The following is a 14,181-nucleotide window of genomic DNA, read 5'->3' on the forward strand; positions in this document are numbered from 1 at the left end:
CGTATCGCGCGCCGCATCGCAGGAGGCTGAACATGGCATTACCCGATTACCGCGCTCAGCGCGCACGCTTTCTTACCGCTGCGCAGAATAAAGGCGCAGAAATCACCTCTTACCCGCACCCACTCCCTGGCCCGCAGGGCGAAGCGCTGTATACGGATGTGGCACGGTTGGGACCCGCCACGGCATCACGTCTGATGCTGGTGGTCTCCGGCACGCACGGCGTTGAAGGCTATTATGGTTCGGATTGTCAGATCGCCTGGCTCGATGCGCTGGATGAAATAGCATTACCCGCTGATACCGGACTATTGCTGATACACCTGCTCAATCCGTGGGGAGCAGCCCATTTACGGCGCGTAAACGAAGACAATCTCGATCTCAATCGTAACTTTATCGACTTCAGCCAGACCGTTCCGGCCAACCCGGATTATGCGCACTGGCACGGAATCTATCATGGCGACCGTGCCAGTGCGGATCGGCAATTAGCTGAGGCGCTGGAGGGCCAGGGCTGGCAGGCCGTTAAACGCGTGGTGGAAGCCGGACAATATACGTTTGCGGATGGGTTCTTCTTCGGCGGACACCAGCCCAGCTGGTCTCACCTTACGATGAAGGCGATCATCGACCAGTATCTCTCGGTTGCAAAAACCATCCTCAGCTTTGATCTGCACACCGGAGCCGGCGCGTGGGGGCATCCGATGCTGCTGTCCATTGCAGAGCAGCGTTATGCTGCTCATGAGTGGGGCAAAACTATTTATGGTGAGTGGCTGACCGTATTATTGACGGGTACAGGACGTGACAGCGTAACCGGTGTGACCGCCACCGCAACGGGATATCTGTCGCAATATCTGCTGAGCTCCCTTCCTGACACACTGATATTGCCGTTAGTGGTGGAGTGCGGAACCTACGAGGCAGAGGATATGCACCGGCGGGTGCGTGAAGATCACTGGCTCCATCTCACTGGCGATCCCGCCAGTGCGGCTGGCCAGACGTCAAAACAGCAACTGGTCGAGGGATTCTGGCCTGAAGATGCGGACTGGCGTGCGTTAGTGGCTTTCCGCACGCAGCAAATCTTTCAGCGCGGCTGGCGTGCCCTTACGGACACGCCCTGATTTTATAGTCTGCCGTAAAAGGTCATTCGGGCTGTTTCTGACAGCGCGATATCCGGCTGAGTATTGTAAGCCAGCACAGCCAGCATCCGCGTGACCTCGCCTTCGGTCGGCGTCACGCGATGCAGGGAGTTACGGCCGCGAAACAGCACCAGATCGCCAGCATCAATCTCCAGCGCGTCAACCGGCTGGCGCGCGTCCAGTACCGCGTCGACACCGTCGAAGTTCATCTCACCGGCATCGGCATCACGCAGATCCTTCACATACTCAAACACGCCGCCCGCCAGAGGTTTCTGGACCAGTAAGGTGATAGCAAAGGAGGAGTTGTCGAAGTGCCAGCCCAGCTCCTGGCCGTCAGACGCATAGTGCAGGTTAATCGACGAAAGCGGATCGGCATAAGGATGGAGCGCTTCCTCTCCCAGTACATCGCACAGGAAATGTTTAAACAGGTCATCGTTATAAAGCTGGCGCAGCGGCGAGTCGGCAGCGATAACATCATCTGTAATGCATCCTTTGGTGCTGAGCACATCCCGGTTACGCGGGTGATCCGCGCTGAACGCTTCATCCGGCTTCATCAGGTAGACATTGTGTTTGCTGCGGGTGTGATAGGCCAGATGACGCCGGGCATTGCCCTCTTCAATAATCGCCTCCAGAGCATGAGGTTGTAAAAACTGACGCAGTACCAGCGCGCCGGCGTGGTTTAACTGCTCACGACAGCGCTGACGCCAGCCCTGATCGGCCAGCGGATGAAGATCGAGACGAACGAGGGATCCAGACATAGCAACATTTCTCATGATGGGCAGGTGTGATGTTACTCTACCTGTCGCCTGCCACGCAGCGTAACGATAAAAACTTACTGCCCTGATAAGGAAGAGTTAATGCCTGCCCAACTGCCAAGGTTGCCCAAAATCAGCGTCATACAGTCCTTTAAAGTGGCCGCCGAACTGGGCAGCCTTGCAAAAGCTGCCGCCCAGCTGGCTTTGACCCCGGCGGCGGTCAGCCAGCAGATCCGCCAGCTGGAGGAACAACTCGGCAGCGCGCTGTTTCTGCGTACGCAGAGCGGCGTGATGCTGACCGAAACCGGCAAAGAGTATCTGCGCTATGTCACCGAAGCTTTTGATATTTTGCACCTCGGCCAGCAGAACATCCGCCATGCGGCCAGCGCGCCAAAACTCACGATTTACGCACTACCCGCGCTGGCGTCGAAATGGCTGCTGCCCGAACTGACCTACTGGCGCGATCGTTGCCCGGATATCGATCTCTCGTTACATGGCACCCATTCACCGGTCGATTTTACGGCGATGCCCGCCGATTTCGTAATCTGCTTTGGTGAAGATCGTTACCCGCAGCTGGATAAGATCAGATTGTTTCAGGATGAGGTGCTGCCGGTGGCCAGTCCGTCTCTGCTACGACGTTTCACGCCGGAAACGATATTAAGTCAGGCGCCGCTGATCCACCTTGACTGGGGTAATGAAGGACGATTCCTGCCGGACTGGCAAAGCTGGTTTCAGGCAAAAGGCATGGATGAACCGCTGCCGCAGCCCGCATTCAGCTTTAACCTGACCTCACTGGCGATTGATGCGGCCGTTGCGGGTGCCGGACTATTGCTGGGACAACGACGCCTTATCGCGCCGGAACTGGCGCGTGGCGATCTGGTGGTGGTGGATGATCTTTGCCTGCCTCTGAGCAAACCCTATTTCCTGGCGTGGCCGCAACGCACGCTGAGTCAGCCTGGCAGTGAAGCGATGATCGGCTGGCTAAAAGAACTGGGCGCGCGGTGCTGATACCCGGCTGCTGTGATGCATGTTGCCTGCGCCCGCCAGCAATCTGCCGCTGACGGGCGCAGCGGCAGATTGCATGACCTTATCCGGCTGGCCGGTTGTGATCGTCGTTATGCGTTATCTTCAACGATTACCGCCACGCGTTGCCCTGCACGTACTGCGCTGCCTGGCTGGACGCTGACCTGCTGAATAATGCCGCTGCACGGAGCCAGAAGTGGGATCTCCATCTTCATCGACTCCAGCACGACAAGAATATCCCCCTCCCGCACCCGGCTGCCCGCGGTCGCCTGCACCTGCCAGAGATTACCGGATACCGGACTTTCAACCCCCTGCTCGCCCGGCTGCAGCGGTACGTCGCCGCCTTCTTCCGCTACGTTTTCCTGACTGCCGAAATGGGCCTGGCCGCTGGCTATCCAGCGGTCACGTTCCGCATTGAACGCGCTTTGCTGATGCTCACGAAACTCGCCGATACTCTCCGCTTCACGCGCAAGGAAGTTCTGATACTCTGCCAGCCGCAGCGTGCTCTGCTCAATGCGCAGCGGATAGCGATCCAGTGGAAAATCGCGACGAATCTGCAGCAGTTCTTCGGCGGAAACCGGATAAAAACGGATCTGATCAAAAAAGCGCAGCAGCCAGGGCTTACCGCCAAAATCGGCCACTTCGTGATATCGGTTCCACATCTGCAGCGTGCGGCCGACAAACTGATAGCCGCCAGGCCCCTCCATGCCATAAACGCACAGATAAGCGCCGCCGATGCCCACTGAGTTTTCCGCCGTCCAGGTGCGGGCCGGATTATATTTTGTCGTCACCAGCCGATGACGCGGATCCAGCGGCGTGGCAACCGGCGCGCCAAGATAGACATCGCCCAGTCCCATGACCAGATAGCTGGCCTCAAACACGGTGTTCCAGACGGCCTGCTCATCCGGCAGATCGTTTATCCGGCGGATAAACTCAAGGTTGCTCGGGCACCAGGGCGCGTCCGGACGCACGGTGGTCATATATTTTTCGATCGCCTTCTGACAGGCGGGATCGTCCCAGGAGAGCGGCAGATGGACCACACGTGTCGGCACCTGAAGGTCGTCACTCATGCAGACCCTCTCCCACTCACCGCGCACCCACGCCAGCAGCACGTCTGGCGTCAGCGTCTCCGGCTGGAAGTGGATTTGCAGCGAGCGAATGCCCGGCGTGATATCAATAATGCCGTTGCGGGATTGCGCTTCCAGCGCCTGCATCAGGGCATGAATGCGAAAGCGCAGCACCAGATCCAGCTCCGGCTCGCCTGCCTCCAGCAGCAGATGCGTATCGCCAGCAAGCCGCGCCACCAGACGTTTATCCGCCTCGCCGCAGGTCATAATTATCGGCGACATCAGCGGCGCAGGCTCCCAGTGAATCTCCTGTGGCTGTAGCGTGGTCAGCTCGTTGCGACGTCCCTCTGCCAGTCGCCGTGCCGTCGGGATATCCACCGGAACAAACTGCACTTTGTCACCCGCTTTGAGCTGTCCCAGTTGCCAGAGATCCGCTTCGATCACCGTCGCCGGGCAGACGAACCCGCCGAGACTCGGGCCATCCGGTCCCAGGATAACCGGCATATCACCGGTGAAGTCGACCGCGCCGATGGCATATGGATTGTCATGAATATTCGAGGGGTGCAGTCCCGCTTCGCCGCCGCTGTCGCGGGTCCAGATCGGCTTTGGCCCGATCAGGCGCACGCCTGTGCGGCTGGAGTTAAAATGCACTTCCCATTCTGTGGCAAAGAACGTCGCCATATAGTCAGGCGCGAAGAACTCCGGCGCGCCGTGGGGACCGTAAATCACGCGCAGCGTGCGAACCGGCGCGAGATCGGTGCGCAGCGCATCAGGCAATTCTGTTCCGGCTGTGTTCGTAGTCCGCGGCGCGAGATGCAGCACATCGCCGCTGCGCAGCGCACGACCAGCGTGTCCGCCAAACTGACCGAGGGTAAAGGTACTTTTGCTGCCTAAATAGTCCGGCACCTGAATACCCCCGCTCAGGCAGAGATAGCTTCTGACGCCCTCGCCACGCATCGCGCCCAGCTTCAGCGTTGATCCCGCTGGGAGGGTAAACACAGTGTCCATCGCCTGTTCAACGCCATCCAGCGTGACACTGAGCGGCGCGCCGCAGACCATCGCCTGAATCGCCGTGTTAAATTTCAGGGTGGGCCCGTTCAGGGTGATTTCCAGCGCAGCGTCACCTTCTTCATTTCCCAGCAGACGGTTACCGAGACGCAGGGCGCGATCGTCCATCGGCCCCGACGGCGGCACACCAACCGCCCAGTATCCCAGTCGTCCAGGATAGTCCTGCACGCTGGTCTGGGTGCCGGCACTCAGTACCTCAACGGTGGCCGCCTGATAGCTGAGCTGCTCCAGGCAGCGGGTCCAGGGGTCACCCGCCGTAAAGGGCGCAAAGGCTAAAATCTGCTGGAGATAGCGGCGGTTGGTTTCAACGCCATAAAAACGGGTTTCTGCCAGCGCCTGTGCCAGGGTGGCGATAGATTCTTCGCGCGTAGCGCTGAAGGCAATCACTTTTGCCAGCATCGGGTCAAAGAATGGCGGGACTTCGCATCCGGCCTCCACCCAGCGGTCGATGCGCAGAGTTTTACCGTTGGATGCCGGGAAATGGACTTCAGTTAACAGTCCGGGTGAAGGCTGGAACTGCCGTCCCGGATCTTCTGCATAGATGCGCGCCTGCACGGCATGGCCCTGTGGATTCAGCGTGGCGGCTAATGCGCTCAGCGGCGGAAGATCACCTGCCGCCAGCTCAATCATCCATTTCACCAGATCCACGCCCCAGACCTGCTCTGTTACGCCATGTTCAACCTGCAGGCGGGTATTCACTTCAAGGAAATAGAACTGTAGTGCTGCGCTATCGTAAACAAATTCAACCGTGCCCGCGCTGCGATAGTTCACCGCTTTCCCCAGGGCGATAGCCGCCGAGCAGAGTGCGTCGGCCATGCCAGCTGGCAGATTCGGCGCAGGCGTCTCTTCGATCACTTTCTGATTACGTCGCTGAACCGAGCAGTCGCGCACGCCCAGCGCGATAACCTCGCCCTTTCCGTCACCGAAAATCTGCACCTCAAGATGACGGGCACGTTCGATATATTTTTCGAGAAACACCCCTGCGTCGCTGAAGTTGTTCTGGCCGAGACGCTGTACGGTTTCAAACGCGTCTGACAGTTCATTCGCATCACCGCAGACGCGCATGCCAATGCCGCCACCGCCCGCCGTGCTTTTCAGCATCACCGGATAGCCGACACGCTCTGCGGCGCGGCGGGCTTCGCTGACATCCGCCAGCAGCTCACTGCCCTCCAGCAACGGCACGCCTTCAGCCTTCGCCAGCGCGCGGGCCGTATGTTTCAGGCCAAAGGTCCGTAACTGCTGCGGCGTGGGACCGACAAAAATCAAGCCGGCGGCCTCGCACGCTTCCGCAAAGGCGGCGTTTTCGGAAAGAAAACCATAGCCCGGATGGATCGCTTTTGCCCCGCTCTGCTGCGCGGCGGCGATGATTTTTTCCGTCACCAGATAGGTTTGTGCGGCCGGGCCTTCGCCAAGGCTCAGTGCGTCATCCGCCTCGCGAATATGTAAGCTGCTCAGGTCGGCTTCGGAGTAAACGGCGACGCCTTTCACCTGCATGGCACGCAGCGTGCGAAGGATGCGACAGGCGATCGCACCGCGATTGGCAATCAGTAAGGTATCAAACATAGGCGAACTCTCAGGGATGCGGGTCGTCCCGCAAAATTCGATATTCCCTGGGGCCGTCCCCGGGGCTGACCGGCACTAAAAAGGTTGCCGGAGAAGTTCAGAGGGCTGGCTCAGTTCCACACCAGCACTTCGGCGGGCGTCGGGTTCCAGCCGTTGCAGGGGTTATTCAGCTGCGGACAGTTGGAGATCAGCACCATTACGTTGCATTCGGCCACCAGGTCGACATATTTTCCGGGCGCAGATAAGCCGTCTTCGAAGGTCAGACCGCCTTCAGGCGTGACCGGAACGTTCATGAAAAAGTTAATGTTGGCGCCGATATCCCGCTTGTGCAGACGGCCATCATGCAGGCAGGCGCACAGGAAGTTATCCCGACAGCTGTGCATGTATCGTTTATCGTGGGCATAGCGCACGGTGTTGCTCTCCTGGGAACAGGCTCCTCCCAGGGTATCGTGGCGACCGCAGGTGTCGGCGGCGATTGTCAGCAACGGATTGCCGAGATTCGAATAGAGCACGCTGCCGGTGGTCAGATAGACCTTGCCCTGACGACGCAGCGTGCGCTGAGGATCGTAGCGTTCACGCGGGTTGTCGGTGTTGTAAAACAGGGTATCTATCGCCTGATTGCCTTCGAGGTCGAGCAGGCGCAGCGTTTGCCCTTTTTTGACTTCGAACAGCCACGGCTCGCCTGCCGGGATCACGTGCCGATAGACGGCATCTTCAGGACGACGATCAGAGTGGACAACGGTCATCGCAGCCTCCTTACAGGGCAAAAAGTTGAGTGTTGTGAAATGCACGCTGGTTTTCGCCACGATTAACGATCGCCTCGCTGACGGCCTGCATATCGTCGGCCTGATACCAGCTCAGCTGGACCGGACGGGGATGATAGTCAGTGGCCGGATCCTGCGGATGTGGCAGCGCGGTCAGCACCATCAGCACGTCCATGGGCGCGTAAAGCTCAACGAAATCCCCCGCGCGGCTGTTGTCCGTGCTGAACCCGAAACGGCCCTGCCCATCAACCGTGACCTTGCTGAAAAAGTTGACGACCATCAGCAGATCTTCCAGACCCAGATCCCATTTGCCCATCTCAACCAGCAGATTATCCACGCCGTTGCGATAGAAGCCGTTGCGCAGCTCCTGATAGCGACCGGCACCGTACTTCTCCTGTGTTTCCGCCGCATTGAGTACGCCGCCAAATGGATCGTGCCAGCCGCAGCTATCGGCAACAATCGCGGCCATCACGCGGCCCATATCGGAGTAGAAACAGTGGCCGGTGGTCAGGCGTGCGGTGTGCTGACCTTTCAGGGTGTCCGGCAGATTCAGCCGTTCACTTTTCTCGTGCGGATTGAGCATCATCATGCTGACGTTCGCGCCGCCTTCGATATCGGTCAGGCGCAGGATCTGCCCTTTACGCAGAATCAGTGAGGTATGCGCGCCACCGGGTAGCAGCTCTTCGCGCAGGCTCGGGGCTGAATGAAAAAGTTCTGTCATTGAGCGGTCTCCTTTAAAGGGTAAATGTTATTTCTGCTGCCGGTCGCCAGCTGAGACAGCCGCGTTTCATTAAGCGGGATGTCGTAGGTGATACGTGCGCCCCACGCATTGGGGGCCTGCGGGTCGATGCGCACCTTGTCGAACACCAGCAGCCGGGTGCCGAGATTGAAACCTTCAGCAAGGTCGTGCGTGACCATAAACACCGTCATCCGGGTTTCGCTCCACAGCTGGAGCAGCAGCGCATGCATATCTTTGCGGATGCCGGGATCCAGCGCGCCAAACGGCTCGTCCAGCAGCAGCACGCGTGGCTGCATCACAAACGCCTGCGCAATCGCCAGCCGCTGCTGCATTCCGCCGGAAAGCTGCGCCGGATATTTATCCAGCGAATGGCCCAGCCCGACTTTCTCCAGCATCCGTTTAGCCTGTTCGCGTGCCTGGCGTTTTCGGGCACCAAATAACCGGCCTTTAAGAGGTGACGCCGGAAGTTCGAGGCCAATGGCGACGTTATCCAGCACGTTGAGATGAGGGAAAACCGAATAGCGCTGAAACACCACGCCACGGCTGCGATCCGGCTCTCCGGGCAGTTGCTCACCGTTCAGCGTGATTGATCCCCGCGTCGGCTTCTCCTGACCGAGCAGCAGGCGTAAGAATGTCGATTTACCGCAGCCGGACGCGCCTACCAGCGAACAGAATTCGCCCTCTTTCACCTGCAGATTGATGCGCTCCAGCACCACGTGGTCGCCATACTCCTGCCAGATATTTTTGATATCGATAAAACTCATTCCCGGCCTCCTTCCGCCCAGGGGAAACAGGCTTTGTGCAGCTGACGCAGCGCGAGGTCCATCAGCCACGCCAGCAGCGTGATCCAGATGACATAAGGAATGATCACATCCATCGCCATATAGCGGCGGACGAGGAAGATGCGATAACCCAGCCCGGCGGTCGCGGAGATGGCTTCGGCGGAGATCAGAAAGAGCCATGCCGATCCAAGCAGCAGACGCAGCGACGTAATCAGCCGGGATAACAGCTGCGGCAGCACGACCCGCAGCACCACCGTCCAGCTGTTCGCTCCCAGGGTTTGCGCTTTGATAAACAGCTCTGCGGGGATTTCCCGCGCCCGATGCTCCAGATCGCGCGCCAGCATCGGCGTAATGCCAATGACGATCAGCATCACTTTTGACAGCTCATCCAGCCCGAAGACGATAAACAGCATTGGCAGCAGCGCCAGCGGCGGGATCATCGACACCACGGTCATGAACGGTGACAGCGCCGCGCGGGTCATCGGAAAAACACCCGCAGCGATGCCGATGCACAAGCCAATTACCGAAGAGAGCGCCAGGCCAGTCAGCAGACGGGTTAAGCTAATCCACGTATCCGCCCACAGCAGATACTCCCCGCTGCGCTTGTCCGGCGTGAACGCCATCCGGTCGATGGCCGCGATCATCTGCGACAGGCCGGGCAGCAGTTTGTCGTGGGGATTCGCCTCCAGACGCACTGCCGAACTGATAAACCACGCGGCGATCAGCAACACAAACGGTAACAGCATCAGCGTCAGGCGCATTCCCTGCCGGGGATAGCGGTTGATGTGGCGCATGGCAAAAACTCCTGAGTCCGGTGATTACAGCTTGCCCGCAGCGGCCAGCTTCAGATAGCTGTCGTCAAAGCGCAGTTTGATGTTTGCGGTGTCGCCGACGGTGACGTTGCCCGGGAAGCGCATGCCGATGAAGTCAGCGCTTTGCGCGCCCTCACCCAGCAATCCTTTATCAAAGGAGAACGCAGCGACGCGTTGCATGGTTTTCGCCAGTTCAGGGGATGAGACAAAGGTCTGGGTTTCGGCGGGGGTCCAGAACAGGTGGGTGGTTTTCAGCTGCGCCTTATAACCGGCAAGATCGGTACCGGAATCGGCAGCCATCCCGCTCAGCGCCTGGGTGTCTCCGGACTGCATCTTCGCCATCATCTCAAACCAGGCACCGGTCAGCGCCTTGCCGAGTGCGGGGTTATCTTTCAGGGTGTCGGTATTGACCACCATCATGTCAATCAGCTCGCCCGGCACGGCCGATGAGCTGAATACTTCTGTCGTCTGCGGTGTCTTTTTGATGACCGAAAGCTGCGGGTTCCAGGCCACTGCCGCTTTAACGTTGCTGGTGCCGAACGCTGAGACGATATCGGCATCGGAGGTGTTCACGACTTTAACGTCTTTTTCCTGCAGTCCGGCCTTCTCCAGCCCGCGGACGAGAAGATAGTGCGAAACCGATAGCGCAGGCAGATAGACCGACATCCCTTTCAGATCGCTGAGTTTCTTATTTTCCCCTTTCAGGACTACGCCGTCGTTTCCATCGGAATAACTGCCGGTGATCAACGCCGTGCTATCAATGCCGCCGGCTGCAGGAATGGTCAGGGCATCCATATTCGTCATAGTGCAGCCGTCGAACTGCCCGGCGGTGTACTGGTTGATCGACTCGATGTAGTCATTGAGCTGAGTGATATGGATTTTAATGCCATATTTGCTGGCCCATTTATCAATGATCTTCTCATTGCTGATGGCGCCCCAGGGCATCCAGCCCGCGTAAATGGTCCAGCAGATGTTGAACTCTTTTTTAACGGCGGCGAAAGACGGCGCGCTGACCAGCAGCGTCAGCGAAAGAATCAGCGTCAGGAGGGGGGATTTCTTCATGGTTGACCTCTGGTTGGCACAAAAAAACGGGAGCAGCGCAGGACACCAGATGGTGCCGCTGTCTCCCGGGCTTTTGTCCCGCCGTGTAACCTCGCAGAGGTCGCCAGCTCTCGGACCAGACATTCACCTGCGTGAACCGGAACCCTAGCCAGCTATTTGCTATCAATGTGTCATACGCTGCTTACTGCTAAGACGTCAGCAAATGGCGTGCCAGAAATTAAAGCCATAAATATCAGCAAGGTAGACGGTTTTCGGCACGGAAGGCACCGGGATGGTGAACCAGCAACGGGCATTGCACATAATCAGTGCTGTGTTAGGGATAAGGGCGATATGCGCTGTCAGTCTCTTTTTCTACCTGCTGCTATCCCAAAATAATGCCCCAGACCGTGACGCACATCACCTATCGCTATATAATCAAATGCATAACGATTTTCGAGGATAGTTAATGAAGCGCTTCTGGCAGACATGCACACTCGGTTTACTGATACTCCTTCCACTCTCTTCTCAGGCATCGCGCCAGATCACCGACCAGATTGGCCGTCAGGTTTCGATTCCTGACCACGTTAACCGCATTGTTGTGCTTCAGCACCAGACGCTGAACCTGCTGGTGCAGATGAACGCCACCGATAAAATCGTCGGGGTGATGGCGAACTGGAAGCAGCAGCTCGGCGACGGCTATGCCCGACTCGCCCCTGAGCTGAACCATATGGCTGTGCTTGGGGATCTGACGCATGTTGATCCGGAGAAACTGGTGGCGCTGCATCCGCAGGTGGTGTTTGTCACCAACTATGCCCCGCATGAGATGATCGACAGCATTACCGCGCTGGGGATCCCTGTCGTGGCTATCTCGCTGCGTCATGACCTGCCGGGTGAACAGGACAAAATGAACCCGACTCTCAGTGATGAGGAAATGGCCTATGACAAAGGTCTGCGCGAAGGCATTACGCTGATTGGCGAGATCGTCAACAAACCCGCCGAAGCGAAAGCGCTGATTGACGCCACAGATCAGGGTCGCAAAATCGTCAGCGACCGCCTGAAAGATATACCGGCGGAGAAACGTATTCGCGCCTATATAGCCAATCCGCAACTGACTACTTATGGCTCCGGGAAATATACCGGTCTGATGATGCAGCATGCGGGAGCGGTTAATGTCGCCGCGGCGACCGTGAAAGGATTTAAAACCGTGTCGATGGAGCAGGTGATCGCCTGGGATCCGCAGGTGATTTTAGTCCAGGACCGTTACCCCTCTGTCGTGAATGAAATCAACAGCTCTCCACAATGGCAGGCGATTGACGCGGTCAAAAACCATCGCGTTTATCTGATGCCGGACTACGCCAAAGCCTGGGGCTATCCGATGCCGGAAGCGATGGGGCTTGGCGAGCTGTGGATGGCAAAAAAACTCTATCCGCAGAAGTTTCAGGATGTCGACACGAACAAACTGGCTAACCGCTGGTATCAGCGTTTTTATCGCACCACTTATCAGGGGCCAGAGTAATGCAGGTACTGGCGGCGGGCAGCCTGAAAGACGTCTGGCCGACACTAATGGCGTCCTTTCCGGAGCCGGTTGAAACCCGTTTTGGTCCGGCTGGCCTGCTCCGCGAACGGATTGAGGCTGGTGAGCGGTGCGACCTCTTTGCTTCAGCCAGTGAAGATCATCCGCAGACGCTGCGGGCTGCCGGACGCGCGCTGGCAGTCATGCCGTTTGCCACCAACCGGCTCTGCATTACGGTGCGAAGCGATTGTCTTCTTCCTGGAGACGACTGGTATACGTTGCTCACCCGTGACTCGCTGCGAATCGCCACGTCCACACCTGGTGCCGACCCGTCGGGTGACTATACGCAGATTCTTTTCTCCCGGATAGGTAATGCCGGTGAAGCGGTGCGCCAGCGCGCCCTCGCGCTGGTTGGCGGGCGTGAATCAGCAGCCATTCCCGCAGGCAGGCTGGCAGCGGAGTGGATTATTCAGGCGGATATGGCGGATCTGTTTATCGGCTATGACAGCTATCGGACAGCCCTGAGCCGGATTGCCGGGCTGACGGTAGTGAATATTCCGGCGGCTGTTAATCCTGTTGCACGCTATGCCTGTGCGGTCATCACGCCACAGGCGCAAAGGCTGGCGATGTTCTTAGGTTCAGAGCAGGCAAAAAGGGTATTGCGGGATGCGGGATTTGGTTGTGAATAAAAAGCGCTTTTTCAATTACTGTGCGCCCCGTCAGCCTGCCGCTTCGGGGGCGCCAAATCAAATCAGAGCTTAGCGAAATCCACTTTAAGCTTGTGACTGATGTGTTCCGCCTGTTCAGTGGCTTTGTCGCCCTCACCTGTCAGAGTAAAAGCAATGGCGAAGGCGAAATCAAACGCCGCGCCCAGATCCTGTCCGCTCAGCAGATTGCCATCTTTCACAATCGATGCATTAACGTAAACGCCATCGGTCACACCCTCTGAAGAGGTACCGGAACTGACATAACGCCGTCCCTTCAAAAGCGCGTGAGGTGCCAGCACTCTGGCCGCTGCGGAACAGATTGGGCAGACCAGACGACCCGCTTCATCATGTCGGCGAATAAAATCGGTCACCGCAGCATTCGCTGACAGATTTTTGCTGCCGTCCGGGCCGCCTGGCACAATCACCGCATCAAACAGCCGCTCGCGATTCTCCTCCAGCAGCTCATCGGCCACGACCTTCACCTGATGGTAGCTGGTGACTTCCCTGTAGGGCTGACAGGCCACAGTGGTCACGCGAATGCCCAGACGTGAAAGAATATCGAGCGTGATGATGGCTTCAGCTTCTTCAAAACCGGGCGCGAGCAGCAGGGCAACATTCTTATCCATGAAAAAATCCTTTTACATTGTGGGTGTGGTTGGAGCAAAGAACGTTAATCCTGGTCTGTGCAGACACACCGTTTACTGATCCGAATCAAATCCGGGCGGGGTTTATTTCAGAGGTTAGCAACGGTAGCGAAAACACTGCCGTCATGTGTTATGGCAAACGCCGCTACTTAAAACTCTTCAGGTTCTCCCGGCAGCGGCTCGGTCAGTTCCTGCCCTTTTACTCCTGCATAGGTGATCACCAATTCAGCAGGTTCATCCAGAGTATAACCACGATGCGCGCTATTAACCGTTTCATTCAGAGCTTCACCTGCTGTAAACGTGCGCTGTTCGCCGCTCTCTTTATCCTCAACAATCAGTGCGCCAGAAAGAACAAACGCCGTATTCGGCATCGGGTGGGTGTGCCAGGGCAATGACGTATGAGCAGGCAGTGACAGTCGCATCACTGTCAGTTCAGGTTCGCCAGTGGGATAAGCATTTATCACCTCACCGTTCCAGGCCTGGCTGCTGCGCATCACTTCGACCGCGTTAATTTCGTTATCCTGCTTTGACATGGTTAATCCCTGTTGTTACTCAATAGAATGCCAGTAGTGACTTAGC

General features: G+C 57.7%; 13 protein-coding genes and 1 riboswitch. Of the genes, 4 read left to right on the plus strand and 9 right to left on the minus strand.

The window, feature by feature from the left end:
• Positions 1-32 precede the first annotated feature (32 nt).
• Positions 33-1,106, plus strand: a complete 1,074-nt coding sequence (locus IBT54_RS00770; protein ID WP_201251320.1) for a DUF2817 domain-containing protein — start codon at positions 33-35, stop codon at positions 1,104-1,106.
• A gap of 2 nt (positions 1,107-1,108) precedes the next feature.
• On the opposite strand, the gene IBT54_RS00775 is transcribed toward IBT54_RS00770, so the two are convergent.
• Positions 1,109-1,882 carry a 2OG-Fe(II) oxygenase family protein gene (locus IBT54_RS00775; RefSeq protein ID WP_107320352.1) on the minus strand — a complete coding sequence of 258 codons (774 nt, stop codon included), beginning with the start codon at positions 1,880-1,882 and terminating at the stop codon, positions 1,109-1,111.
• Positions 1,883-1,981: 99 nt separating this feature from the next.
• Here IBT54_RS00775 and IBT54_RS00780 point away from each other — a divergent pair, with 99 nt between their 5' ends.
• On the plus strand, positions 1,982-2,887 hold the full coding sequence (locus tag IBT54_RS00780; protein WP_201251321.1) for a LysR substrate-binding domain-containing protein: 906 nt from the start codon (positions 1,982-1,984) through the stop codon (positions 2,885-2,887).
• Between the two features lie 107 nt (positions 2,888-2,994).
• Here IBT54_RS00780 and uca read toward each other — a convergent pair whose 3' ends face one another.
• The 6 genes from uca to IBT54_RS00810 all read right to left on the minus strand — a co-directional run bounded on the left by uca (position 2,995) and on the right by IBT54_RS00810 (position 10,759).
• Entirely contained in the window at positions 2,995-6,600 is a 3,606-nt protein-coding gene (uca, locus tag IBT54_RS00785) for an urea carboxylase (RefSeq protein ID WP_201251322.1), read from the minus strand.
• 110 nt (positions 6,601-6,710) lie between these two features.
• The gene (locus IBT54_RS00790; protein ID WP_013196260.1) at positions 6,711-7,346 is read right to left on the minus strand and encodes an urea amidolyase associated protein UAAP2; all 636 of its coding nucleotides are present in this window, start codon (positions 7,344-7,346) and stop codon (positions 6,711-6,713) included.
• 10 nt (positions 7,347-7,356) lie between these two features.
• A complete protein-coding gene (locus tag IBT54_RS00795; protein ID WP_095707790.1) occupies positions 7,357-8,085 on the minus strand; it encodes an urea amidolyase associated protein UAAP1 in 729 nt (242 codons plus the stop codon).
• Positions 8,082-8,867: an ABC transporter ATP-binding protein gene (locus tag IBT54_RS00800; RefSeq protein ID WP_013196262.1), complete on the minus strand. Its 786-nt coding sequence runs from the start codon at positions 8,865-8,867 to the stop codon at positions 8,082-8,084. The genes IBT54_RS00795 and IBT54_RS00800 overlap by 4 nt, the downstream gene beginning before the upstream one ends.
• Complete coding sequence (locus IBT54_RS00805) at positions 8,864-9,679, minus strand: ABC transporter permease (protein ID WP_013196263.1); 816 nt, start codon at positions 9,677-9,679, stop codon at positions 8,864-8,866. The genes IBT54_RS00800 and IBT54_RS00805 overlap by 4 nt, the downstream gene beginning before the upstream one ends.
• Before the next feature lie 24 nt (positions 9,680-9,703).
• Complete coding sequence (locus tag IBT54_RS00810) at positions 9,704-10,759, minus strand: putative urea ABC transporter substrate-binding protein (RefSeq protein ID WP_201251323.1); 1,056 nt, start codon at positions 10,757-10,759, stop codon at positions 9,704-9,706.
• A 60-nt stretch (positions 10,760-10,819) separates the two neighbouring features.
• A riboswitch (guanidine-I (ykkC/yxkD leader) is annotated at positions 10,820-10,918 on the minus strand.
• Positions 10,919-11,204: 286 nt separating this feature from the next.
• Here IBT54_RS00810 and IBT54_RS00815 point away from each other — a divergent pair.
• Together IBT54_RS00815 and IBT54_RS00820 are read left to right on the plus strand one after the other, a co-directional pair.
• Positions 11,205-12,254, plus strand: coding sequence for an ABC transporter substrate-binding protein (locus tag IBT54_RS00815; RefSeq protein ID WP_201251324.1), 1,050 nt, complete (start codon positions 11,205-11,207; stop codon positions 12,252-12,254).
• Positions 12,254-12,940, plus strand: coding sequence for a molybdate ABC transporter substrate-binding protein (locus IBT54_RS00820; RefSeq protein WP_201251325.1), 687 nt, complete (start codon positions 12,254-12,256; stop codon positions 12,938-12,940). The genes IBT54_RS00815 and IBT54_RS00820 overlap by 1 nt, the downstream gene beginning before the upstream one ends.
• Positions 12,941-13,002: 62 nt before the next feature.
• On the opposite strand, the gene IBT54_RS00825 is transcribed toward IBT54_RS00820, so the two are convergent.
• Positions 13,003-13,584: a DJ-1/PfpI family protein gene (locus IBT54_RS00825; RefSeq protein ID WP_201251326.1), complete on the minus strand. Its 582-nt coding sequence runs from the start codon at positions 13,582-13,584 to the stop codon at positions 13,003-13,005.
• 167 nt (positions 13,585-13,751) lie between these two features.
• Positions 13,752-14,135, minus strand: a complete 384-nt coding sequence (locus tag IBT54_RS00830; RefSeq protein ID WP_013196270.1) for a cupin domain-containing protein — start codon at positions 14,133-14,135, stop codon at positions 13,752-13,754.
• Positions 14,136-14,181 lie beyond the last annotated feature (46 nt).

The sequence above is a fragment of the Pantoea sp. S62 genome, assembly GCF_016658625.1.
Classification (GTDB): Bacteria; Pseudomonadota; Gammaproteobacteria; order Enterobacterales; family Enterobacteriaceae; genus Pantoea; species Pantoea vagans.